This is a genomic window from Pseudaminobacter soli (ex Zhang et al. 2022), assembly GCF_014595955.1.
Taxonomy (GTDB): domain Bacteria; phylum Pseudomonadota; class Alphaproteobacteria; order Rhizobiales; family Rhizobiaceae; genus Kumtagia; species Kumtagia pseudosoli.
Genome location: NZ_JABVCF010000012.1, coordinates 43,482 through 67,194, shown reverse-complemented (window position 1 = coordinate 67,194; position 23,713 = coordinate 43,482). Strand labels below are relative to the sequence as shown.

Below are 23,713 nucleotides of genomic sequence, written 5' to 3'. Positions count from 1 at the left end.
TTTCGGCCGCGTACGGGCCTGAGCGGGCGGCGTAGAACTTGGAGGCAAGATGGCGACCAGGGTACACAAGGCCGGCTACCAGCGGCTCGAAGCTGAAGAACTCCGAGCTTGGGCGGCGATTCCGGTCACCATCGCCTCCGATGTCACCGCGGGACGCGTCATCGCCGACACGAAGATCCGGCCGCTGAGGGCATTGCCGCTGGGCAGGCGCATGGTCGGCCAGGCGGTGACCGCCTGGTGCGAGCGCGGCGATTTTGGCGCGATGCTGCATGCGCTGGACACCGCCCGTGCCGGCGAGGTCGTGGCTGTCGACGCGGGCGGCTGCCTGCAGACGGCCTATGCTGGCGAGATCCTGTGCGGGTATGCGCGCGCCAGGAAGATCGCCGGCCTCGTTGTGAACGGCGCGCTGAGAGACATCGACACGATCGCCAACTGGGACGATTTTCCCGCCTTTTGCCTCGGCAACACGGCACAGGGCCCGCTCTCCAAGGAGCGTGGCGCGGTTAATGGCGAGATCGTCTTCGGCGGCGTGGCGGTCCGGCCCGGCGACATCGTTCTTGGCGACAATGACGGGCTGGCAATCATCCCGCTTAGCGAGGCGCGGGCGCTGCTGCCGATCGCACAGGAGCGGGTCCGGATGGAAGCGAGTTGGTCCGCCGAGTTGGCGAAGGGGAGGACACTGGCAGAGGTGTTCGCCCTGTCGTCCGAGGCGGTGTAGGGCGACCGCTTGTGCCTTCGTCACGCTTGGGGCTTTGGAGCCTCGAAGGACGCACTCGCCGCTTTGCGGCTGCTCCGGCCTAGGATGACGAAGGAGGACGGTTCACCCCTTCCGCGTCTCCAGCCACTGCCAGACGTAAGCAGCGACGGCGCGCTCGAGATGCAGCCGCGCCCGGTTCTCTGCCGTACGGTAGAGCAGGGCGGTGGTCCCGGCGAACTGGACCGCGGCGGAGGGGCTGCCGCGGTCGAGGTCGGCGGAGACGGCCTCGGCGATGACGTCCCGCAGACCCTCGCCTCCCAGTTCGAAGACGGACCAGCCATCGTCAGCCGGCGAGGTGGCGAATCCTTGCGCGTGCCAGCCGGATTGGATCGCGAGCGGCTGGCTCGTGACCAGAAGCGCGCGGTCGCGCGCAATCCGGACGAGATATCGGTCGCCTTCGATCACGCTCCACAGGCCGGCTTCCGGAGCGCCCGGCGCCAGCGTTTCCCGCGCCGCGTCGAACTGGCCGCTCACCAGTACCTGCCCAAGGCCCAGAACCGGACGCGCGGAAAAACCCGCGCGGGTGATCTCGGCCGTCTCCCACTCCGGAGGCGCCGACCAGAACTGCTCGCGTTCAGCCATTGAGCCGTGCTCCCTCCGGATCGTAGGCGCAGGGCGCGGTGATCCTGGCGCGCCTGATTTCGCCGAGATGGAAGATCTCCACCTCCTCGCCCATGCGGGATTGCCCGCGCTCGATCAGTCCAAGAGCGATCGGGCGCTGCAGGGTCGGGCTGAAATAGCTCGATGTGACGTAGCCGAGCGACCTGCGCTTGCCGCTATTCGTCTCCGCGCCATGGGCGCCGGTAGCCAGCGGCTCGCGTCCATCGACGGTGAGGCCGACGAACTGCTTGCGGTCGTCGCGCATCGCTTCCTCGGTGAAGAGCGAGCGCTTTCCGACATATTCGCCCTGCCGCTTGTCGCGCGGGCCGGAGACGCCGAGGTCGTGCGGCATGGTCGTGCCGTCGGTGTCCTTGCCGGCGATAAGATAGCCCTTCTCGGCTCTCAGAAGCAGAAGTGCCTCGGACCCGAGGAGAACCGCGTCGAGGCCCCAGCCGATCTCCGCCATCGCCGCGAGCAGGGCGCGGGCCCGGCCGGTAGGGACGGAGATTTCGTAGGAGCGGTCGCCGGTGAAGCTGACTCGCGCGACCCGGGCCGGCGCATCCTGGAACCGGCCTTCCGCGAAGGCCATGTGCGGCAGCGCCTCGTCGGAGAGATCGATGCCAAGCCCGAGTTCGGCAAGAAGCTTCTTCGAGTTCGGTCCCGTGGCCGTCAGCGTCGCCCATTGCGGCGTCGAATTGTGGACGACCACGCGGGCCGGGTCGAAGCGGTCCTGCCGCCATTCTTCCAGCCGCATGGTGACGCCGGCCACATGCCCGGAGGAGCAGGAGACGATGTAATGGTCGTCGGCCACCTTGGCGACCACGCCGTCGTCATAGACGACGCCGTTCTCGGTCAGCATGAAGCCGTAGCGGATGCGGCCGGGCTTCAGGGTCGAGATGGTGTTATAGGAGTTGAAGTCGACCAGGGCGCCGGCGTCGGGCCCCATCACCTCGATCTTGCCAAGGGGCGAGCCGTCCAAAATGCCGACGGTCTCGCGCGACTGTCTTGCTTCGCGCTGGATCTCGTCGAACGCGCTGCCGCTGCCGAACCATGCCGGGCGCAGCCAGCCGCCATACTCGCGAAAAGCGGCGCCGGCGGCGCGATGGGCGTTCTCCAGAGCCAGCCTGCGCATGGGGTTGAACAACTCGCCGCGGCGGCGTCCGGCCACCACAGTCAGCGGAACCGGTGTGAAGGGCGGCCGGTAGGTGGTCGTGCCGGTCTCGGCGATCGTACGCCCGGTGATCGCCGCCATTGCGGCAAGGCCGTTCATGTTCGACGTCTTGCCCTGGTCGGTGGCCATGCCGAGCGTGGTGTAGCGCTTGAGATGCTCGACCGAGCGGAAGTTCTCGCGCGCTGCCAGTTCGACGTCCTTCAAGGTCACGTCGTTCTGGAAATCGATCCATTGCCGGCCCTTCGCACCGCCGGCTGGCCAGGCGGGCTCGATGCGGAACGGCGGCTCATCACCCGCGGACCTTGGAGGCTCGCCAGCTCCGTCGCCGGCCGAGTGAGCTTCCGCCAGCAGCGCGGCGAGCCCGAAGGTTCCGTTCGCAGCGCCGATGACCGTCATCCCCGGCACCGGATTCCCCGGCAGAAAGGCGGCGATGGCCTCGTCGAACCGAAGTTTTCCTAGTGCCTGGCAGAAGAGATGGACGGTCGGCGTATATCCGCCCGAAACTAGCAGGCAGTCGGCCTCCAGGCGCATGCCGCCGACCGTGACAGCCTCGACGCCATTGGTGCCATGCACTGCCTCGACGGCAACACCCTGCTTGACCTGAAGGCCGCGCGCTATCTCGGCGGCAAACGACTTGCGGGTGTCCGCGACAATCACTTTGGCGCCGGCTTTCTGCAGGGCCGCGGCGACGGCGTAGGCGCCGTCATTGTTGGTGGCGAGGACGATCCGGTCCCCGACGAGGATGTCGTGCCGCTTCAGGTAGAAAAGCGCGGCATCGGCCGACATGACGCCCGGGCGGTCGTTGTCCGGGAAGACCAGCGGCCGCTCGATCGCGCCCGCAGCGACGATGATCTGCTTTGCCCGGATGCGCCATTGCGCGTCGGGTGCCCAGTCGCGGCGCTGCCAGATGCAGGCGAGGTTGTGGTCGTAGATGCCGTAGGCGGTGGCGCGAAGCAGCACGCGCTGGCCCGCCGCCTGCAGCGCCGCCACGCAGTCGGCCGCCCATTGCGGGCCTGGAACGCCGTCGATCTCGGCATCGCGCTGCAGCAACGAGCCGCCCGCTTCGGCGTGGTCGTCGACCAGCACCACGGATTTCCCCGCGGCTGATGCGGACATGGCGGCCGCAAGCCCGGCCGGTCCGGCGCCCACCACCAACACGTCGCAATGCGCGTTGATGAACGGATTGTCGGCGGCCGGATGGTTCTGCGGATCGACCCGCCCGAGCCCCGCCATGGCGCGGATGCGCGGCTCGAACAGGTGCCAGTCCGGCCAGAGGAAGGTCTTGTAGTAGAAGCCGGCCGGCAGGAAGCGGGCGAAGCGGTCGAGATAGCCGTGGCGGTCGGCCACCGCGCTCGGGCTGGCATTGACCGAACGCACGGCCATGCGGTCCCGCAGGTATTCGGTGGTCGCGCGCAGGTTCGGCGTGCTGTGGCCGCCGACCGTGACGTCGACCAGCGCGTTCGGCTCCTCGCTCCAGGCGCCCCAGATGCCGCGCGGGCGATGGTACTTGAAGCTGCGCCCGACGACCTTCACGCCGTTGGCAAGCAGCGCCGAGGCGATCGTGTCGCCCTCGCGGCCCTTGTACGGGCGGCCGTCGAAGGTGAAGGAGAGAGTGCCCTTGTCCCTACCGATGCGCCGCGCGCTCATGCCTCACCTCTGCGCAGGGATTGAGAACCCTTCACCTCGTGGGTGACGGTGTCGCGCTCCATCAGGAAGAATTCGCCGCAGGTGGTATGGACCCAGATCTCGCGCGAAGGCCCCTTCGGGTTCGTCTCGAAGTGGAGATAGTCGGCCCACGCTTCCGCCGAGGTGCTGGCGGCGGGCTCCGGGCGGACATTTCCGGCCTCGGCGCCGAAGTGGAATTCGGTTTCGTCGCGGGGACCGCAGAAGGGGCAGGAAAAGAGCTGCATGGTCTGTCTCTAATGCGGGATGCCGGAGCCGGCCGCCTCGTCGATGAGGCGCCCGCTTGCGAACCGGTCGAGGTCGAAGGGCCGGCTGATCTCGTGGTGCTGCCCGGTGGAAATCAGATGGGCGAGCAGATAGCCGCCGGCAGGGATCGCCTTGAAGCCGCCGGTGCCCCAGCCACAGTCGAGATAGAGGCCCGGCAGCGGCGACGGGCCGATGATCGGGGAGGAATCGGGCACCACGTCGACGATGCCGGCCCACTGCCGCATCAGCCGCAGTTGGCCGAAGGACGGGAACATTTCGAGCAGCCCGGAGAGCACCTGGGTCTGCATTGGCGGGTTGCCGCGGTGCCCATATGAGAGCACCCGGTCGAGGCCGCCGCCGACTACGATCTCGCCCTTGTCCGACTGGAAGAGATAGGTGCCGGTGCCGGGATAAAGCACGACGGTGTCGAGGCAGGGCTTCACCGGCTCGCTCACCATCGCCTGCAATGCAAAGGAGCGGATCGGAAGCTTGAAGCCGGCCTTCGCGGCCAGCACGCTCGACTGTCCGGCAGTCGCCAACCCAACCGCGCCGGCCCTGATCGTGCCCCGGCTTGTCTCCACGCCGACGCAGCGCCCGTTCTCGACAAGGAAGCCGGTCACTTCGCAATTCTGGATGATGTCGACTCCGAACCCATCGGCCGCGCGGGCATAGCCCCAGGCGACGGCGTCGTGGCGCGCGACGCCCGCCCGACCCTGCCAGGTGCCGCCATAGATCGGGAAGCGGGCGCGGTCGGTGGTGTTGAGGAGCGGCGCCTTCTCGATAACCTGCTCCGCTCCGAGCAACTCGCCGTCGACGCCGTTGATCTGCATGGCGTTCACGGTGCGCGCTGCGATCTCCATCTCCGCATCGGAGTTGGCGACGCTGACCAGCCCGCGCTGGGAAAGCATGATGTTGTAGTTGAGTTCGCGCCCGAGGCCCTCGTAGAGGCGCAGCGAGAAGTCGTAGAGCGCCACGCTCTCGGGATAGAAGTAGTTGGAACGGATGGTGGAGGTGTTGCGCCCGGTGTTGCCGCCGCCCAGCCAGCCCTTCTCGATGACCGCCACCCGCGTCATGCCGTGGTTCTTGGCGAGATAGTATGCGGTTGCGAGGCCCTGGCCGCCGCCTCCGATGATGACGGCGTCGTAGGCAGGCTTGGGATCCGGCATGCGCCAGGCCGGCTGCCAGCCGGTGTGGCCGCGCAGTCCCTCGCGCAAAAGTCCAAACGCCGAATAGCGACGGGTCACTGGGCCCCCCTGGTTCTGTGACCGTTCTCCTGCAAGCTATGGCGTGCCATGTCCAGCGGTTCATTCGTCGCGCCGACCTCACCCACCGGAATAGCGACACGCGGGCCGGGGTCGCATACCGGCGTCCCTTGACATCACGGGTGGCCGCGGGATCGATTGGTGGATATGCGGGATGCAAACGAACAGGTAGGAGGCCTGCTTGCTGCTCGGAGCGGTTGCCGACGATTTCACCGGAGCGAGCGACCTCGCCAACACACTGGCGAAGGGCGGGATGGCGACCACCCAGTTTGTCGGGATCGGCGCTGGCGACGCCCCGGCCGGCTGCGAGGCGGGCGTGGTCGCGCTGAAGACCCGCTCCATCGCGCCGCAAGAGGCTGTGCGGCAGTCGCTCGAGGCGGCCCGGTGGCTGCTGCGGCAAGGGTGCCGGCAGATCGTCTTCAAATACTGCTCGACCTTTGATTCGACTCCGCAGGGCAATATCGGGCCGGTCGCCGAGGCCCTGCTCGACGAGTTGGGGGCGGAAGTCGCGGTGGTCTGCCCGGCCTTTCCGACGACGGGCCGGCGCCTGTTCATGGGCCATCTTTTCGTCGGCGACAGGCTGCTCAACGAATCCGGGATGGAGAACCACCCGCTCAACCCGATGACGGACGCCGATATCCGGCGCTGGCTACGGCATCAAACCAAGGGAGAGGTGGGCCACGTACCGCTGCACGTCGTGCGGGGCGGTGCTGAGGCGGTCGGCGCAACTTTCGAGGTGGAGAGGAGCGCCGGACGGCGGCTGGTGGTTGCCGATGCCACTTCGGACGAGGACCTCCTTGTGCTCGGCAGGGCGATTGCCGGCCACCGACTTGTCACCGGCGGCTCGGGCATCGCCATCGGGCTTCCCACCAATTTCCGCGAAGAGGGTCTGCTCTCGCCGGACGCCGAACCGCTGCCGCGGGCGAGGGGACTCGGCGTTGTGCTGTGCGGATCATGCTCGCGCGCCTCGCAGGCGCAGGTCCGCGCCTATCTCGAGCGCGCGCCCGGGCTGGCGATCGACCCGGCCGAGCTTGTTGCCCGACGCATGACTGCGGAACTTGCGGCCGACTGGGTGTGCCGCCGGGCCGACGCCCTTCCGATCGTCTATTCGACCTCGGAGCCGAGCGGGGTCACCACCGCGCAAGAGCGGTTTGGTCGCGAGGAGATCGCGGGCACGATCGAGCGCTTCTTCGGCGAACTGGCGCGCAGCTTGGCCGACAGCGGGTACAGGCGGATCGTCGTCGGCGGCGGCGAGACCTCGGGCGCCGTGGTCGAGGCGTTGGGCGTGAAAAGCATGCGGATCGGGCCGGAAATCGATCCGGGTGTGCCCGCGCTGGTCGCGGACAGGAACGGGCCGCTCGGCCTTGCGCTGAAGAGCGGCAATTTCGGCGCTTCCGATTTCTTCGAAAAGGCATTGCGCCAGGTAGGATTGCCATGAACGAGCAGCAGGTCCGGCAGGAGATGGTGAAATGGGGGCGCTCGATCTTCGAGCGCGGCCTGACGGCGGGATCGTCCGGCAACATCTCGGTGAAGGTCGAGGACGGCTACCTGGTCAGCCCGACCAACTCGTGCCTCGGCTTCCTCGATCCCGGACGCATCTCGAAGCTGGACGGCGCCGGACAACTCGTGTCGGGAGACGCGCCGACCAAGGAGCTTCCGCTGCATTTTGCCTTCTACGAGAAGCGGCCGACGGCCGGCGCGGTGGTCCATCTCCATTCGACCTATGCCACCGCGCTGTCCTGCTTGTCGGACGTCGACCCGAGCGACGCAATCCGCCCGATCACGCCTTATGTGGTGATGCGGGTGGGCAGGGTGCCGGTAGTGCCATACACGCGTCCCGGCTCGCCGGAGATCCGGCCGCTGATTGAGAAGCTGGCCGGCGAGCATGCTGCGGTGCTGCTGGAAAACCATGGTCCCGTTGTGGCCGGCGCATCGCTGGACGCGGCGGTCTTCGCCATCGAGGAACTGGAGGAGGCGGCGAAGCTCTCCATCCTGCTGCGGGGCATGCCGGTGCGCATGCTCAGCCCAGCCGCGATCGCCGATCTCGACCGGCATTTCAAGCTCAAGTGAGGGCTGGCGAGCCGGCGAGGCGAGTGGTCGGAGGCTCCGATCAGGACCGAACATCAGTCGGATCATTCATCTTCCCGCTCGCCAGACTGGGGTGTCTGCCCTAACGTTAGCTCCGACCACAACGGAGTGCCCACATGCGAAACCTGCTGCTTGCCGTCGCGACTGCCGCCACCTTCGTCGCTCCTTCTTCTGTTCCCGCAGCGATGGCAGGCCAGGAGCAGCTTGGGCAGAGCAACCCGCCTCCATCGGACAGCGGCGAGGGTCGTGACTGCCAGCGCAAGAAGCAGGAGCAGGTGACGAGCTGATTTGGCGCCGGTGCCTGGCCCGAAACCTCAGATCAATTCCAAATGAAAGCATATGTTCGGCGATGCCGCCGAAGGCTGTTGGCGCGGGCAGAAAGTATGTGCTGGCCAGCTATTCGGACTTTGGTCGTACGCCTCTGGTCATAGGACTCATCCGACAGCAGGACTGAAGCCCCAGTCCGGAACGCCCCCATCATTCCCGAGTTTTCTTGGCGGGCGCTGCGGAGCGCGCCAACCTCAATTCGTGTTTTGGAGGATAGGATGAAGCATTACATCGCAGGCGCCATCGCCGGTCTTTTCCTGACGGCGACGGCTGGCGTTGCCTTGGCCCAGACGGTCACGATTGCGCCCGAACAGGAAACGGTCATCAAGGAATACGTGCACAAGCAGCCGGCTGCCTCGATCAACCTGCCGGGTGTCGAACTGAACATCGGCGCCACGGTTCCCGATACGGTCGAGCTTCACACAGTGGATGTGCCTGACGTGAAGTACAAGTACGTGGTGGTCGACAACCGGACTGTCCTGGTGGATCCGGGCACCCGCAAGGTCGTCCACGTCATCAATTGACGATCTGCCGAGGAGGGAGAAAGGAGCGGCGTGTGAGCCAGAAACCGATCGAGCAGCGCTCATGCGCCAGTTCCTCGAACGAGGATCTCCGCGTCATCAGCGAGTTTGCCGAGCGCAACGGGATCAGCGTCGATCAGGCGCGCCAGGTGACGAACATCTTCCGACCTCGAATGTCGAGGAGCGGCAGTGCGTCTGCAGCAGACGCACGAACGCCGGTTCTCGAAGGAGCCGCCTAGCCGAACTGGCTTCGGCGGGGGCCGGGAGGGCGGATCGGATCAGTCCGATCCTGAACCGCCCTCTTTGCAGAAGCCAGGACCTTCAGTTCCTGTGAAGAGTCCCAGACAGCCCGGCCTTCCCGAGCAGCGGGACCGGAGAGCGTCTTTCCGCAGCTCAACTCACATGTGTCCGCGCGCGGGGCCGCGTGTCGTTGCGCTCGTGCTCGAAGATCGCCGGCGGTAGCATCGGCAGGCCGCGGATGATGTCCGCGCCCTTCTCTCCCATCATGATGGTCGGCGCGTTGGTGTTGCAGGACGGCACGCGCGGCATCACCGAGGAGTCGCAGACACGCAGGCCTTCGATCCCGTGCACCTTCAGGTCGAGGCCGACCACCGCGTCGGGGCCGGTGCCCATCTTGCAGGTGCCGACCGGATGGTGGTCGGTCTTGGCATTGGCGCAGCCGTAGTCGAACAGCTCTTCGTCGGTCCTAAATTTCGGACCGGGCAGCCGCTCGGCCATGACGAACGGCTTGAGCGCGTCCTGCTGCATGATCTCGCGCGCGATCTTCAAGCCTTCGATAGACATCTTTCTGTCGTGCGGGTCTTCCCAGTAGTTCGGGTCGATCAGCGGTGCCGCAGCAGGATCGGCCGAGGACAGCCGCACGGTGCCGCGCGAACGCGGATGGAGGTAGGCGGAATTCAGCGTGACGCCGGCATTCTTCAGCCGCTCCACGCCGGCCTCGATGCCGGAGCCGAGTCCGAGGTGGAACTGGATGTCGGGCGATCTCGCGTCCGGGTCCGCATACCAGAATCCGCCGGTCTCGAAGAGCGACGAGGCGACAGGGCCCGAGCGGAACAGGACGTACTGCATACCGGCCCATAGCGTGCGGTGCAGCTTGGTCACGCCGTCATAGGTGTGGTCGCCGGTGCACTCGCAGATGACGAAAAGATCGAGGTGGTCCTGCAGGTTGGAGCCTACGCCCGGCAGGTCGTGCAGCACCTTGACCCCGACTGAGCGCAGGTGATCCGCCGGGCCGATGCCGGACTGCAGCAGGAGTTTTGGCGAGCCGATGGCGCCGGAGGTGACGAGCACCTCGCGTTCGGCGCGAATGACCTCGCTGCCCCTGCCTGTCGAAACCTCGACGCCGACCGCCCTCGATCCTTCGAGCACGATCCTGGTCACCCAGGCACCCGTGCGCACGGTGAGGTTCTTGCGATCTTTGATCGGCGACAGATAAGCCATCGAGGCCGAGGATCGGCGGCGGTTGCGCTGGGTCAGCTGATAGAAGCCGACCCCGGCCTGTTGCCGGCCGTTGAAGTCATGGTTGTATGGTATGCCGAGCTCCTGGCCGGCACGGATATAGGCGTCGCAGATCGGCAGCGCCGAGACCGGCATCGAGACGCCGAGCGGCCCGCCATAGGAATGGTAGTCGTCGGCGAAACGCTGGTTGTCCTCCGCGCGCTTGAAGTAGGGCAGGACCGAGCGGTAGTCCCAGCCCTCGCAGCCGTCCTCCGAAGCCCAGAGATCGTAGTCGGCGCGGTTGCCGCGCGTGTAAAGCTGTGCGTTGATCGACGAGCCGCCGCCGATCACCTTCGCCTGGGTATAGCGGAGCACGCGGCCCTTCATGTGCTTCTGGGGTACTGTCTCCCAGCCCCAACTCGCCACGCCCTTGGTCATCTTGGCGAAGCCGGCCGGCATATGGAAGAGCGGGTGCCAATCGCCGCCACCCGCTTCCAGCAGCAGCACCCGCACGTTCGGATCTTCGGTCAGCCGATTGGCGAGCACGCAGCCTGCGGGCCCGGCTCCGGTTATGATGTAGTCGTAGGTCATGGTCTCCCCGGAACGGCTACAGCCGGCCTATCGCCAGCCCGCCGTCGGCATTGATGATCGATCCCGTTGCAAAGCCGAAGTCGCCGCGGGCGAGCGCCGCGCAGATCGCCCCGACATCGCCCGGCTCGCCCCAGCGCTTCATCGGCACAAGGCCGCCGTCGATCAGAGCGTCGTATCTGGCCGCCACCTTCGCCGTCATTTCTGTGCGGATGATGCCGGGCCGGACCTCGAACACGGAGATGCCTTCCCCTGCGAGCCTGAGCGCCAGCCCCTGCGTGAACGACGAGAGCGCGGCCTTGCTGATGCAGTAGTCGAGCCGCTCCGGCGAGCTTAGCTCGGCCGAGACGGAGGTGATGTTGACGATCGTGCGCGGCCCCTCGGCAGGGCGCGAGAGCATGGCTCTAAGAACCGCCTGGGTGAAGAACACCGTACCGCGCAGGTTGACGTTGATGATGGTGTCGAAATTCTCGGGCGCAAGCTCGAGAAAGTCGCCCCTGACCACGGAGCCGATCCCCGCATTGTTCACCAGGCAGTCGATCCGCCCGAACCTCGAAATTACCTGGTCGACCGTGTCTTTGTGGGAGCCGACCTCCGCGAGGTCAGCCTTCACATAAATGGCCTCCGCGCCGCGCGCCTTGAGCGCGTCCAGCGGCGCACCGTCCTGTCCCGGATCGGCGATGTCGGTGATTGCCAGGTCGAACCCGGCATCGGCCAGCGCGGTGGCGGCGGCGAAGCCGATGCCTCGCCGGCCTCCGGTGACGATCGCGACCGGCCTCGTCATCGGGTGAGGTCCTTCTTGGCCATGTGATCGGCGACGCGCAGCGCCTGGGCCGCGACGGTAAGCGCCGGGTTCACCGCCGCCGAGGTCGGCAGCGAGCCCGCGTCGACCACGAACAGATTTGGATGATCATAGGACCGGCAGAAGATGTCGAGCGGCGAACTCGCCGGATCGTCGCCGATCCGCACGGTGCCGCACTGGTGCGACGGCGTGCGCTTGTCGAAGGCCTGCGACAGCACGAGCGGGAAGCCGATCGACTTCAGGATGCTCTTCAGCTTGGCGACGAGCCTCAGATGCGCGTTCCAGTTGGTGCGGTGCCATTTGAGCACGATGCGGTCGCCGTCCACCATCACCCGGCTTTCGGGATTCGGCACGTCCTCGCTCATGGCCAGGAAGTCGATGGCGCGGGAAGAGGCCTGGTTCAGCATCCATTCCGGAACGCGCAGAACGTCGGCCTTCAGGACGGCGCCCGAGACGCGCCCGAGCAGTTGGACGTTGCCGAGCGGCGGACCGCCCGCGCCGTCGCTCAGGTAGAAGTCGTTGAAGCCGAACGTCTTCTGGTAGATCGAGGTGTTACGATAGCGCGGCGACAGCCCGATCACCGCGGTCAAATTGTGGTTCATGAAATTGCGCCCGACCTGGTCGGACGAATTGGCGAGGCCGTTGGCGTAGCGACCCTGCGCCGAGCGCAGCAGGAGCACGGCGGACTGCACCGCGCCGGCTGAGAGGATCACCAGCTTTGGCGACACGGTTTTTGCCTCGCCATGGTGCGTGTAATGCACGGTGTTGACCCGGTCCCCGCCGGGTTCGAGCTCAACACGCGTAACTCTGGAGTTGGTCTGAAGCGTCACGTTGGGATAGCGCAACGCCGCCGCGAGGGCTGTCGTCTCGGCGTCCATCTTGCCGTCGTCGGAATTGGGATGAGCGTCCCACGGCGTCTTTGCCTTGGCGAGCCAGCGATCGATGTCGACGCCGAGTGGCAGCGAAAAGGGGTGCAGCCCGGCGCGCTTGAGCCTGCCGCGAATGTCCGCGATCGCCGGCTCGTCCGGGATCGGAGCGAAGGCATAGGGCTGCGAGTGCGGCGGCTCGGTCGGATCCTCCCCAGTCTGTCCGCGAACCTGGTAAAGCTGCTCGGCCGCCGAATACCAGGGCTCCAACTCCTCATAGGCGAACGGCCAGGCCGGCGAGACGCCTTCCTCATGCTGGAGTTCGGCGAAATCCTCGCGCCGGTAGCGCGTCAGCACCGCGCCGTAGAACTTCGAGTTGCCGCCGACATTGTAGTAATTGCCGGGATTGAAGGGCGCGCCGAAGGCCTCGTACCAGGTCTCCTTCGGCCGGAAATGGCCGCGCTGGAAGATGGCCCTCGGGTCGCGGTTTTCCGGAATGTCGGGAAGTCGCTCGCCGGCCTCCAGGATGAGGATCTCGGCGCCGATCGGCGCAAGTCCGGCGGCCATGGTCGAGCCGCCGACGCCGGAGCCGATGATGACGATATCTGGCTGTCTAGGCATGCGGCTGCTCAGGCGATGCGGGCCTGGGTCTGCGGATCGAAGAACACGGCCTTGTCCAGATTGAAGGCGAGACGTGCCGGCTGGCCTGCCTGGATGCGCGCGTCGGCGCGCAGGCGCGCGGTGACCTCCTTGCCGCCAAGCCGCGTCACCGCAAAAGTGTCGGAGCCGGCGGGCTCGACCACCTCGATCAGGCAGTCGCCTTCCACGATCGATCGTGCGTTGCGGTCCGCCCCGTCGGGATCGGTGAGCGCCTCGGGGCGGATGCCGAACACGACCTCCCTGCCGGCGTGTGCGGCGAGGCCGTTCGGCTCGGAGATCGCCAGCTTCAGCGGCTCGCCATGGGCGCGCGCCAGCGAGACCTTCACGCCTTCCACGTCGCGCTCGATCGTGCCGGAGAGCAGGTTCATCGCCGGCGACCCCATGAAGTCGGCCACGAACATGTTGGTCGGGTTGTTGTAGATCTCGGCCGGCGAGCCGAACTGCTGCAGCACGCCGTCCTTCAGCACGGCGATCTTGGTGGCCAGCGTCATCGCTTCGATCTGGTCGTGCGTGACATAGACGATGGTCGTCTTCATGCGCTGGTGCAGGCGCTTGATCTCGGTGCGCATGTCGACGCGCAGCTTGGCGTCGAGGTTGGACAGCGGCTCATCGAACAGGAACACCTGCGGGTCGCGCACGAGCGCCCGGCCCATGGCGACGCGCTGGCGCTGGCCGCCGGAGAGCTGGCTCGGCTTGCGGTCGAGCAGGTGGCCGATCTGCAGCATGTCGGCGACCTCGCGGATTGCCTTGTCGCGCTCGGCCTTCGGCACGCCGCGGATCTCCATGCCGAAGGCGATGTTCCCGGCCACCGTCATGTTCGGGTAGAGCGCGTAGGACTGGAAGACCATGGCGATGTCGCGCTTCGACGGGTGCAGCCCCGCCACCGAGCGGCCGCCGATGGAGATGTCGCCAGAGGTGATCGGCTCCAGCCCGGCGATGCAGTTGAGCAGCGTGGACTTGCCGCAGCCCGACGGACCGACCAGCACCAGGAAGCCGCCCTCGGCGATCTCCAGGTTGATGTCCTTCAGGATGCGCGTCGCGCCGAATGATTTGTCGAGGTTTCTGATCTGCAGAAAGGACATGGTTCAACCCTTGACGGCGCCGGCCATGAGGCCGCGCACGAAGTAGCGTCCGGAGACGATGTAGACGATCAGCGTCGGCAGCGCGGCGAGGATCGCGCCGGCGAAGTGGACGTTGTATTCCTTCACGCCGGTCGACGAATTCACCAGGTTGTTCAAGGCCACGGTGATGGGGATGGAATCTACGCTGGAGAACGAGGATCCGAACAGGAAGTCGTTCCAGATGTTGGTGAACTGCCAGATCACGGTGACGACGATGATCGGCCCCGATGAAGGCAGCAGGATGCGCCGGAAGATCTGGAAAAACGTGGCGCCGTCGATCTGTGCGGCGCGCACCAACTCGTTCGGGAACGCCTCGTAGTAGTTGCGGAAGAACAGCGTCGTGAAGCCCAGACCGTAGACGGCATGGATCAGCACCAGCCCCGGCACGGTGCCGGCGAGACCGAGCAGTCCGAGGATGCGCGCCGACGGGATCAGCACGATCTGGAACGGGATGAAGCAGGAGAGCAGCATCAGTCCGAAGACGATGTTGTCGCCGCGGAAGCGCCACTTGGTCAGCACATAGCCGTTCAGCGCGCCGAGAATGGTGGAGATGGCGACGGCGGGAACGACCATCAGCACTGAGTTCAGGAAGTAGGGCTTGAGGCCGGTCGGCTGCACGCCGATCTGCGCCGTCGACCAGGCCGACAGCCATGGCGCAATCGTCCATTCCTGCGGCAGCGCCAGCATGTTGCCCTGCCGAATCTCGTCGAGCGGCTTCAGCGAGTTCGCCAGCATCACGTAAAGCGGCAGCAGGTAGTAGACGGCGAACAGGATCAGCACCGCGTAGATGATCGCTCGCGCGATCACGGCGTTGCGGGTCGCGATGTCCTGGGCAGCGGCGCTCATGTGCGGCGCTCTCCTCTAAGCTCGGAATAGAGATACGGAACGATGATCGAGAAGATCATCATCATCATGATGATGGCCGAGGACGCGCCCATGCCCATCTCGTTTCGGCCGAAGGTGAACTTCTGCATGAACAGCGCCGGCGTCCAGGTCGAGGTGCCGGGACCGCCGTCGGTCATCGCCACCACCAGGTCGTAGCTCTTGATGGCGAGGTGGGCGAGCACCACGAAAGCCGACAGGAAGACGGGTCGCATCAAGGGGATGATGATGCGCCGGTAGATGGTGACGGTGGAGGCGCCGTCGATCTGCGCCGCCTTGATCACCTCGTTGTCGACGCCGCGCAGCCCGGCCAGGAACATCGCCATGACGAAGCCGGACGACTGCCAGACCGCAGCGATGACGATGGTGTAGATCGCCATCTGCCCGTCCTTGATCCAGCGGAAGGAGAAGCTCTCCCAGCCGAGATCCTTCACGATGTGCTCGAGACCGATGCCCGGGTCGAGGAACCACTTCCAGGCGACGCCGGTGACGATGAAGGACAGCGCCATCGGGTAGAGATAGATCGGCCGGATCAGTCCCTCGGCTCGGATCTTCTGGTCGAGCAGGATGGCCAGCCCGAGCCCGAGCACCGAACACACGATGACGTACAGTGAAGCGAATATCGCCAGGTTCTTCAGCGAGGTCAGCCAGTTCGGGTGGTTGAACAGCCTGACGTAATTGCTGAAGCCGACCCAGGTGGAGAAGTCGGGCAGCAGCTTCGAGCCGGTAAACGACAGCACGACGGTGAACAGGATGAAGCCGTAGACGAACAGCAGGACAATCGCGAAGCTGGGCGCCAGCACCAGCTTCGGCAGCCAGTCCTGCAGCACCTCCTTGGGCGCTCGGCTTTGCCGCCGGGTCAGGACGGGGACGATCTCTGCTTGCGTTTGGGCCATGGTGCTTGCTCCTTCGAGCAACTTTCTACGTGGTCCACCCCTCATCCGGCCGCTTGCGCGATCACCGTCTCCTACAGCAAAGAAGGAGAGTGTCCGGCGACCGCTCTGGCTGCCACGCGGCTCTGGCTTGCTCGGCTCGGTGCGAAGCGCCCTTCCCGCTGGGTAGACGCAGGCCCGCAAGCGGCCGGAGGAGGGGTCGAGGTGCGCTCCGGCCAGAACGGCCGGAGCGCGGTTTGTGCGGATCAGCCCTTGGCGGCCGCCACGGCGTCAGCGAGTTCCTGCGCGGCCTGCTTGGAGTCCATCTCGCCGTTGAAGTGACGCGTGATGACGTCATACATCGCGTTCTTCACGGCTGCCGGATTGGCATGGCCGTGGGCCATCGAGCCGAACAGCTTGCCGTTCGAGTTAGCCTCGGCCAAGTCCTTGATGGCCTTCTTGCCGCAATCGTCGAAGTCGGTGTCGGCAACGTCGGTGCGCGCCGGCGCCGAGCCCTTGACCACGTTGAAGGCCGACTGGAACTCGGGGCTCATGATGTCGGAGGCCATCATCTCCTGGGCCTTCAGCTTGTCGTCGCCGACCTTGAACATCATGAACTGGTCGGCGTTGAAGGTCGCGGCGCCCTGCGTGCCCGGGAAGCGGACGCAGACGAAGTCGGTACCCGGCTTCTGGCCGGCCTTCAGGAACTCGCCCTTGGCCCAGTCGCCCATGAACTGCATGCCGGCCTTGCCCTCGATGACCATGGCGGAAGCGAGGTTCCAGTCACGGCCGGAGAAGTCCGCATCGACATACTCCTTGAGCTTGGCCATCTTGTCGAAAACGCCGACCATCTTGTCGCTGTTCAGCGCGGCAGGATCGAGGTCGACCATCGAGGCCTTGTAGAAGTCGGTGCCTTCGGCAAGGACGACGGCGTCGAAGATCGTGGCGTCCTGCCAGGCTTGGCCGCCATGGCCGATCGGCGAAATGCCGTTCTCCTTCATCTTGTCCAGAACGGCGATGAGTTCGTCCCAGGTCTCCGGTGCCTTGCCACCGGCGGCATCGAGGGCCTTCTTGTTGATCCAGATCCAGTTGGTGGTGTGGACGTTTACCGGCGCGGCGATCCACTTGCCGTCATGCTTAGAGAACTTCTGCAGCGCCTCCGGCACCACCTTGTCCCAGCCTTCCTTGTCGGCAACCGGGTTCAGGTCGCCGAGCACGCCCTGGTTGGCCCAGTCGGTGATGTCGAAGCCCAGCGCCTGCACGGCGGTCGGTGGGTTGCCGGCCGTGACGCGGGCGCGCAGCGCGGTCATCGCCTGCTCGCCACCACCGCCGGCCACCGGCATGTCCTTCCAGGTAACGCCCTGGCTCTCCAGCTTCTTCTTCAGCACGTCGAGCGCCGCGGCCTCGCCGCCGGACGTCCACCAGTGCAGCACCTCGACCTCGTCGGCCGCGACTGCGACCGCAGCCGGGCTGACGAGAAGCGCGGCGAGCGCCGCCTTCAGGATCATCTTACGCATTTTAGACTCCTCCCCTTTGGGGTTCACCAACGCCCAGGCACCATGCCGGGGCAACTTCTCCCCGCGGTCCCTTCCAGTCCCGCAAGGAATTCCTCAAATTCTCTGCTCGGCCGCTCACGACTGCCCGCGCGGCATCCACCAGGCGGTGCGGTCGCCGATATGCATGTTGAGCGTCTTGGTCTCGGTATAGTCCTCCACCGCGTGACGTCCCAATTCCCGGCCGAGGCCGGATTGATTGTATCCGCCGAAGGGCAGTTCGCTAGCGCCGTCCATGAAGGTATTCACCCACACAGTTCCCGCCCTCGCGCGCCGACCGATCGTTATGCAAGTATCGAAGTCGCGGCTCCACACCGCCGCTGACAGACCGTAATCGACTGCGTTGGCTATTCTTACGGCTTCTTCAATCGTTTCGAAAGTGAGGACTGACAGGACGGGCCCGAACACTTCGTCGCGCGCGACCGGCATTTCGGGTGACAGATCCGACAGGATCGTCGGCGCCATATATTGTCCGATTCCGAAGTCGAGCGGCTGACCGCCCAGCGTGATCGTAGCGCCGCTCTTGGCCGCATCTGCTACATAGCCGGTAACCTTCTCGAGATGCTGCGGCGTGATGATCGCGCCGACCTGGGTCGTCGGGTCGAGCGGGTCGCCGACCTTCACTTGCTTCGACAATTCGGCAATACGCGCGACGAGGTCGCTGGCGATGCTCTTATGCAGGATCAGCCGCGAGCCGGCATTGCAGCATTCGCCGGCGTTGAAATAGGCGCCGAACACTGCGGCATCGACGAAGGCGTCGAGGTCGGCATCGGGAAAGACGATCTGCGGGTTCTTGCCGCCAAGCTCAAGCGAGACCTTCTTCAGGGTCTGGGCGGCATTCGCCATGGTCAGGCGGCCGACGCCGGTCGAGCCCGTGAAGGAGACCATGTCTACGTCCGGGTGGGAGGTCATCGGTGCGCCGACCTCGGGGCCGGTGCCGACCAGGATGTTCACCACGCCGGCCGGCACGCCCGCTTCAATGAGGATGTCGCCGAGCACCAAGGTCGAGCCCGAGGTGAGTTCGGACGGCTTGACGACCGTCGTGCAACCGGCAGCGAGCGCGAACGGAAGCTTCTGGCTGACGATCAGGAAGGGGAAGTTCCACGGGGTGATGATCGACACCACGCCGATCGCCTCGCGCAGCACCACGCCCAGCGTGCCGTCGCCCAGTGTGTTGTAGCTCTCGCCATGCAGATCGCGGGCGAGGGCGGCGGCATAGCGCCAGATGTCGACCGCGCCGGCGATCTCGCCCTTGACTTGCGTGATCGGCTTGCCGGCTTCGATGGCGTCGAGATAGGCGAGTTCGTCTGCGCGCGCGGAAATAAGGTCCGCCGCCTTGAGCAGGATTCGCGAACGCTCCGCCGCCGTCATGCGCGGCCACTGCCCGTTGTCGAACGCCTCGCGCGCCGCCGAAATGGCCCGTTCGGCATCGGCGGCGGTGCCGGCCCGGTAGCGGCTCACCACCATGCCGTGGCTCGGCGCGGTGCGTTCGATGACGCGTCCTTCCTGTCCGGCGGTCCACTTGCCACCGATCAGCATGTCGAAGCTGCGGACCTTGGGATCGGGCAGGGGCGAGGGGCGTACGAGTACAGTCATTACCAAAGTCCTTTGAATGCGGCCGGGCGCTTCTCGCCGAAGGCCGCGACGCCTTCCTTCAGGTCGCCGGTCTTGGCGACGAGGATGGAGCCCAGCGCCTCGACGGCGGTGCCGTTGTCCTCGCCGGCGGCGACGGAAAGCATCAGTTTGGAGATCTCGATCGCGGCAGGCCCGCGGGTGCAGATGCGCGCCGCATATTCCTTCGCCGCGGCCACCGCCTGCCCGGTCTCCACGACCTGGTCGATCAGCCCGTTCAGCCGCGCCTCTTCGGCGGTGAACACCTCGCCGCCGAGCACCATGCGGCGGATGATCTGCGCGCCGAAGCGCTTCACCAGCCGCTGCGTGCCCGACCAGCCCGGCACCATGCCGAGCGAGGTCTCCGGCATGCCGATCTTGATCTGCGCCTCGGCGATGCGGATGTCGGCCGCTGCTGCGAACTCCAGCCCGCCGCCAAGCGCATGCCCGTTCAGCGCGGCGACCACCGGCATGCGCAGCGTGGCCAGCCGTTCGAACACGCGATGGCCGAAGCGCACCCAGGCATGGCCGAACTCGTCGGGCTCCATGCCGGCCCAGGCCTTGATGTCGCCGCCGGCCGAGAATGCCTTGCCTTCACCGGTCAGCACGACGGCATGGATCTGCCGGTTCGCCTCGACCGCATCGCATGCGGCGAGAAGCTCCTGCAGCATCGGAATGTCGAAGGCATTGAGCTTTTCCGGCCGCGCCACGACGATCGTGGCAACGGCGCCCTCGGTTTCGATCCTGATCCGCTGCTCAGGCATGGGACGCTTCCGTCAATGAGCGCTTCGGCTTGGCGGGCAGGGTGAGCCCGATAGGAGCCTCGTTGAAGAGCGCGGCGTCCATGACCTTGAGGTCCTCCGAAACCAGCAGCGGGAACTCCGACTGGTCGAGGATATGCGTCTTCAGGTCGACGCCGGGCGCGATCTCGGTAAGCAGGATGCCCTGCGGGGTGAGCTTCATCACGCAGCGCTCGGTGACGTAAGTGATGTCCTGGCCCTGCTCGACGGCGCGACGGCCCGAGAAGGTGACGTGCTCGACCTCGTTCACCAGCTTCTTGAGCTTGCCTTCCTTTTCGATGACGAGCTTGCCGTCTGCGATGCCGAGCTTCGCACCGGCGTTGAACATCCCAGAGAAGACGATCTTCTTCGCTCGCGCGGTGATGTCGACGAAGCCGCCGGCGCCGGCGGTCACGTGCGGCCGGAACGACAGCTTCGAGACGTTCACCGAGCCGTCGCGGCCGATCTCCAGGAAGGAAAGCAGGGATGCGTCGAAGCCCGCGCCCTGGAAATAGGTGAACTGATAGGGCGAGGGCATGAAGGCGTCGGCGTTGGAGGCGCAGCCGAAGGCGAAGTCGAGCAGCGGCACGCCGCCCACCGCGCCCTGCTCGATCACCCAGGTGACCGCGCCGTGCAGGCCTTCTTCCATCAGGATCCGCGGTACGTTGGCCGAGATGCCGAAGCCGAGATTGACCGCGCTGCCGGACTGCAGTTCCTGCGCGACGCGCCGGGCGATGATCTTCTGGACATTGAACTCAGGGACCCTGAAGCTGGAGAGCGGCCGAAAAATCTCGCCGGAGATGGCGGGATCATAGGACGTCTGCGTGGTCTGCTTCTGCTCCGGGTCGACGATGACGTAGTCGACCAGATTGCCGGGGACGCGCACGTCGTGCGGCCGAAGCGAGCCTTCCTGGGTGATGCGCTTCACCTGCGCGATGACGATGCCGCCATTGTTGCGGGCGGCCAGGGCCTGGTCGAGGCCGCCGAGATAGGCGCCCTCATGCTCATAGGTGAGGTTGCCGCGCTCGTCGGCGGTGGTGGCGCGGATGATCGCCACGGACGGGACGATCGCCGGGAAGTAGAGCCACTCCTCGCCCTCGAACTCGACCGTCTTCACAACCGGCTCCCGCGTCGCCGACGTGTTCATGGCGCAGCCCTGGCGGCGCGGGTCGACGAAGGTGTCCAGCCCGACCTTGGTCAGCACGCCGGGGCGCTTGGCCGCCGCCTCGCGGTGCATGTCGAACATGATGCCGGAGGGGATGTTGTAGGCCGGGATCTGGTCGCCGGTGATCATTTGCCAAATCAGCGGCGGCTCCGACGAAGACGGTCCGGACGGATAGGACCCGCCGATGATCCTCTTCAGCAGGCCCGGCTTGGCGATGTAATCGACGCCCTTGATGCCGCTCATGTCGCCGGCGGCGATCGGGTGCAGCGTCGTGAGGTCGCGCGGGTGCCCGGTCGCGTCGAAGCGCTCGCCGATCGCTTTCAGCATCAGGTCGGGACAGCCGAGGCCGCTCGACGACGAGACGGAGACGATGGCGCCGTCCGGAATAAGGGCCGCCGCCTCCGCGGGGCTGATCACCTTGCTCATCAGAATTCTCAAAGTCCCGGTTCGATCTTCACCGCGCGGCCGCTCCTGGCCGCCTCAAGGGTCGCGAGGCCCGTGGCGAGCGACCAAATGCCATCCTCGATCGTGGCGGACGGCTGGCCCTTGCCGGCGATTGCCGCATGGAAGGCTTCCAGCGCCCGCTCGTAGAGATTGCGGTTGCCGAGCTGCAACTGCTCTTCGCCGTCGGCGGTGCGCAGCGTGACCGTGCCGACCGCGCGCTGGGTCATGACATCGCGAGCGATCAGCGAGCCCTCGGTGCCGTGCACCTCGAAGCCGGTGCCGGCGAACTTGGTGGTGAAGCCGTCGTGGAACTGCGCGATGACGCCGGAGCGGAAGCGCATCACGCCCATCACGGCGTCCTCGAGGCCTTCTTTGCCCATGCCGCCTTCCTGCGACATTGCCGAGACTTCGACCGGATCGTCGCCAAGGACGAAGCGCAGCGTGTCGGCGTCGTGCACGGTGATGTCGAGGATGACGCCGCCGCCCGACTGCGGCTTGTCGATGCGCCAGCCCTGCAGATGCGGCGGCAGGTAGACCGCGTGGAACACGCGGGCCGAGAGCGCCCTGCCGATCTTTCCCGCTTCGATCGCGGCGCGCATCGCCCGGTGCGTGTCGGCGTTGCGCAAATGGTGGTTGGTTGCCATCACCACGCCCGCCTCGCGCCCTGCGGCGGCCATGGCATGGGCGTCGTCGAGGGTGAGGGCGAGGGGCTTTTCGCAAAGCACATGCTTGCCCGCCCGCGCGGCCGCAATCGCCTGGTCGCGGTGAAGCTCGTTGGTGGTCGAAATGTAGACGGCGTCGATGTCAGGGTCGGAAACGGCCTCCTCGAGGCTGGAGACCGACCTGGCGATGCCGTTCTCCTCAGCATAGGTCCGGCCGCGCTCGGGGTTCGAGCTCATGACGCTGACGACCTCGCCGCCGGTGGCACGGATGGCGCCGATCACCCATTCCTTCGCGATCGTGCTTGCGCCGATCAGGCCCCATTTGACGGTCATGATGCCTTCCTCTCCGGGTAAGCCGATGAGCCGGCGCCGCAGCTTTGGCGCACTACCAGCCGCACCGACGTGATGATCGCCTCGGCAGCCGGACTGCCGGAATTGATCTGCTTGAGCAGCAGCTGGGCGGCGCGCCTGCCCGTCCCCTGCGGATCGACCGAGACGGTGGTCAGCGCCGGAACGGCGGTCTTGGCCTCGATGACGTCGTCGAAGCCGACCACGCCGAAATCGCGGCCGGGCTCCATGCCCCGGCTGCGCAGGCCGTCGCAGACGCCGAAGGCGACCGCGTCGTTGAAGCAGACCGCGGCCGTCGGCGGCGCGGCAACCGTCATGGCCCGGCCGATCGCGTCGACGCCGCCCGCCCGCGACGGCGCCGAACTGATGACGAGTTCTTCGGATGGCTCGATTTCCGCTGCCTGAAGCGCATCCCGATAGCCCGCGAGGCGTTCCTCATGGACGGCCGTGTCGTCGAAGCCGCCGAGATAGGCGATGCGCCTGTGGCCGAGCTTCAACAGATGCTCCGTGGCTGCGGATGAACCCGCGCGATTGTCGGACATCACGGTCGACACCTTGGCGCCCGCGATATTGCGCACGGTCAGCACCACCGGCAGGCCGCTCGCGGTAAGAGGCTTCAGATCGGCGGCTTCCGTGCCGCGCGCCGGCGAGATGATCAGGCCGGATATCCCATGCTCGCGCATGGAGGCGATGACCTGCCGCTGGCGGTCGATGTTCTCTCCGGTATTGGACAGGAATTGCACGTAGCCGGCCGACTGCACCACGTCGTCGACGCCTACCGCCAGTTCCGCGAAGAAGCTGTTCGTCAGGTCGTTGACCACCACCCCGATGATCCCGGACTTGGCCCGGGACTGGCGCAGGTTGGCGGCGCCGCGATTGTAGACGTAGCCGAGTTCGCGGATCACGGCGTTGACCTTGTCGCGGGTTGCCGCATTCACGAGATGTGAGCCCTGGAGGACCAGCGACACGGTCGACTTCGACACGCCGGCAGCGCGCGCGATATCGATGACGGTCACTCGCTCCTTCGACAACGGGTCCTCCCTTCAGGTTGGGTCAGATTATTTGGAACGTTCTAAATCTGTCAAGCCGACTTGGACGAATTTGTCGGCTTGTCCAGTTCGTACTCATAGGCGGTTTGCGTTGCCCGCACGGCGCATCGGCTGCAAACGGGGGGATCTTCGGGCGGAGCTCGATCGCGCCCTCACTTGGCGACAGGGAATTCTGCAGGTCAGGAAGTGCTCCTCCAC

22 protein-coding genes are annotated in these 23,713 nt (G+C 66.1%); 6 read left to right on the top strand and 16 right to left on the bottom strand.

Annotation, left to right across the window (positions count from 1 at the left end):
* Window positions 1–49: 49 nt before the first annotated feature.
* Complete coding sequence (locus HUI96_RS21030; protein ID WP_188256658.1) at window positions 50–718, top strand: RraA family protein; 669 nt, start codon at window positions 50–52, stop codon at window positions 716–718.
* A gap of 102 nt (window positions 719–820) precedes the next feature.
* Here the strand turns inward: HUI96_RS21030 and HUI96_RS21025 are convergent, their stop codons facing one another.
* From HUI96_RS21025 to HUI96_RS21010, 4 genes are read right to left on the bottom strand one after another with little or no spacing between them, the layout of a single operon-like run.
* Window positions 821–1,339, bottom strand: coding sequence for a hypothetical protein (locus tag HUI96_RS21025; protein ID WP_188256657.1), 519 nt, complete (start codon window positions 1,337–1,339; stop codon window positions 821–823).
* Complete coding sequence (locus tag HUI96_RS21020; RefSeq protein WP_188256656.1) at window positions 1,332–4,175, bottom strand: sarcosine oxidase subunit alpha family protein; 2,844 nt, start codon at window positions 4,173–4,175, stop codon at window positions 1,332–1,334. Before HUI96_RS21020 ends, HUI96_RS21025 begins: the two co-directional genes overlap by 8 nt.
* Window positions 4,172–4,438 (bottom strand): sarcosine oxidase subunit delta, encoded by a 267-nt coding sequence (locus HUI96_RS21015; RefSeq protein ID WP_188256655.1) that lies wholly within the window; start codon window positions 4,436–4,438, stop codon window positions 4,172–4,174. The genes HUI96_RS21020 and HUI96_RS21015 overlap by 4 nt, the downstream gene beginning before the upstream one ends.
* Window positions 4,439–4,447: 9 nt before the next feature.
* Window positions 4,448–5,701, bottom strand: coding sequence for a sarcosine oxidase subunit beta family protein (locus HUI96_RS21010; protein WP_188256654.1), 1,254 nt, complete (start codon window positions 5,699–5,701; stop codon window positions 4,448–4,450).
* 199 nt (window positions 5,702–5,900) lie between these two features.
* Between HUI96_RS21010 and otnK the strand changes: the two genes are divergently transcribed.
* From otnK to HUI96_RS20985, 5 genes are all read left to right on the top strand, one after another.
* Entirely contained in the window at window positions 5,901–7,157 is a 1,257-nt protein-coding gene (gene otnK / locus HUI96_RS21005) for a 3-oxo-tetronate kinase (protein WP_188256653.1), read from the top strand.
* On the top strand, window positions 7,154–7,789 hold the full coding sequence (locus HUI96_RS21000) for an aldolase (RefSeq protein WP_188256652.1): 636 nt from the start codon (window positions 7,154–7,156) through the stop codon (window positions 7,787–7,789). The genes otnK and HUI96_RS21000 overlap by 4 nt, the downstream gene beginning before the upstream one ends.
* 134 nt (window positions 7,790–7,923) lie before the next feature.
* Window positions 7,924–8,094: a hypothetical protein gene (locus HUI96_RS20995; protein ID WP_188256651.1), complete on the top strand. Its 171-nt coding sequence runs from the start codon at window positions 7,924–7,926 to the stop codon at window positions 8,092–8,094.
* Between the two features lie 258 nt (window positions 8,095–8,352).
* The gene (locus HUI96_RS20990) at window positions 8,353–8,658 is read left to right on the top strand and encodes a DUF1236 domain-containing protein (RefSeq protein WP_188256650.1); all 306 of its coding nucleotides are present in this window, start codon (window positions 8,353–8,355) and stop codon (window positions 8,656–8,658) included.
* Window positions 8,659–8,690: 32 nt separating this feature from the next.
* Window positions 8,691–8,894, top strand: coding sequence for a hypothetical protein (locus HUI96_RS20985; protein ID WP_188256649.1), 204 nt, complete (start codon window positions 8,691–8,693; stop codon window positions 8,892–8,894).
* Between the two features lie 154 nt (window positions 8,895–9,048).
* Here HUI96_RS20985 and HUI96_RS20980 read toward each other — a convergent pair whose 3' ends face one another.
* From HUI96_RS20980 to HUI96_RS20925, 12 genes are all read right to left on the bottom strand, one after another.
* The gene (locus HUI96_RS20980) at window positions 9,049–10,704 is read right to left on the bottom strand and encodes a GMC family oxidoreductase (RefSeq protein ID WP_188256648.1); all 1,656 of its coding nucleotides are present in this window, start codon (window positions 10,702–10,704) and stop codon (window positions 9,049–9,051) included.
* A gap of 16 nt (window positions 10,705–10,720) precedes the next feature.
* Window positions 10,721–11,485, bottom strand: a complete 765-nt coding sequence (locus HUI96_RS20975; protein WP_188256647.1) for a 3-ketoacyl-ACP reductase — start codon at window positions 11,483–11,485, stop codon at window positions 10,721–10,723.
* Window positions 11,482–12,990: a GMC oxidoreductase gene (locus tag HUI96_RS20970; protein WP_188256646.1), complete on the bottom strand. Its 1,509-nt coding sequence runs from the start codon at window positions 12,988–12,990 to the stop codon at window positions 11,482–11,484. Before HUI96_RS20970 ends, HUI96_RS20975 begins: the two co-directional genes overlap by 4 nt.
* A gap of 8 nt (window positions 12,991–12,998) precedes the next feature.
* Window positions 12,999–14,111, bottom strand: a complete 1,113-nt coding sequence (locus HUI96_RS20965) for an ABC transporter ATP-binding protein (RefSeq protein ID WP_188256645.1) — start codon at window positions 14,109–14,111, stop codon at window positions 12,999–13,001.
* A 3-nt stretch (window positions 14,112–14,114) separates the two neighbouring features.
* Window positions 14,115–14,996, bottom strand: a complete 882-nt coding sequence (locus HUI96_RS20960) for a carbohydrate ABC transporter permease (RefSeq protein ID WP_188256644.1) — start codon at window positions 14,994–14,996, stop codon at window positions 14,115–14,117.
* Window positions 14,993–15,928, bottom strand: coding sequence for a carbohydrate ABC transporter permease (locus HUI96_RS20955; protein ID WP_188256643.1), 936 nt, complete (start codon window positions 15,926–15,928; stop codon window positions 14,993–14,995). The genes HUI96_RS20960 and HUI96_RS20955 overlap by 4 nt, the downstream gene beginning before the upstream one ends.
* A gap of 242 nt (window positions 15,929–16,170) precedes the next feature.
* A complete protein-coding gene (locus HUI96_RS20950) occupies window positions 16,171–17,421 on the bottom strand; it encodes an ABC transporter substrate-binding protein (RefSeq protein ID WP_188256642.1) in 1,251 nt (416 codons plus the stop codon).
* 114 nt (window positions 17,422–17,535) lie between these two features.
* Window positions 17,536–19,053, bottom strand: coding sequence for an aldehyde dehydrogenase family protein (locus HUI96_RS20945; RefSeq protein WP_188256641.1), 1,518 nt, complete (start codon window positions 19,051–19,053; stop codon window positions 17,536–17,538).
* Entirely contained in the window at window positions 19,053–19,832 is a 780-nt protein-coding gene (locus tag HUI96_RS20940) for an enoyl-CoA hydratase/isomerase family protein (protein WP_188256640.1), read from the bottom strand. Before HUI96_RS20940 ends, HUI96_RS20945 begins: the two co-directional genes overlap by 1 nt.
* Window positions 19,825–21,438: an acyl CoA:acetate/3-ketoacid CoA transferase gene (locus HUI96_RS20935; protein ID WP_188256639.1), complete on the bottom strand. Its 1,614-nt coding sequence runs from the start codon at window positions 21,436–21,438 to the stop codon at window positions 19,825–19,827. Before HUI96_RS20935 ends, HUI96_RS20940 begins: the two co-directional genes overlap by 8 nt.
* 8 nt (window positions 21,439–21,446) lie before the next feature.
* The gene (locus HUI96_RS20930) at window positions 21,447–22,451 is read right to left on the bottom strand and encodes a Gfo/Idh/MocA family protein (protein WP_188256638.1); all 1,005 of its coding nucleotides are present in this window, start codon (window positions 22,449–22,451) and stop codon (window positions 21,447–21,449) included.
* Window positions 22,448–23,497, bottom strand: a complete 1,050-nt coding sequence (locus tag HUI96_RS20925) for a LacI family DNA-binding transcriptional regulator (protein ID WP_188256637.1) — start codon at window positions 23,495–23,497, stop codon at window positions 22,448–22,450. The genes HUI96_RS20930 and HUI96_RS20925 overlap by 4 nt, the downstream gene beginning before the upstream one ends.
* Between the last annotated feature and the right edge of the window lie 216 nt (window positions 23,498–23,713).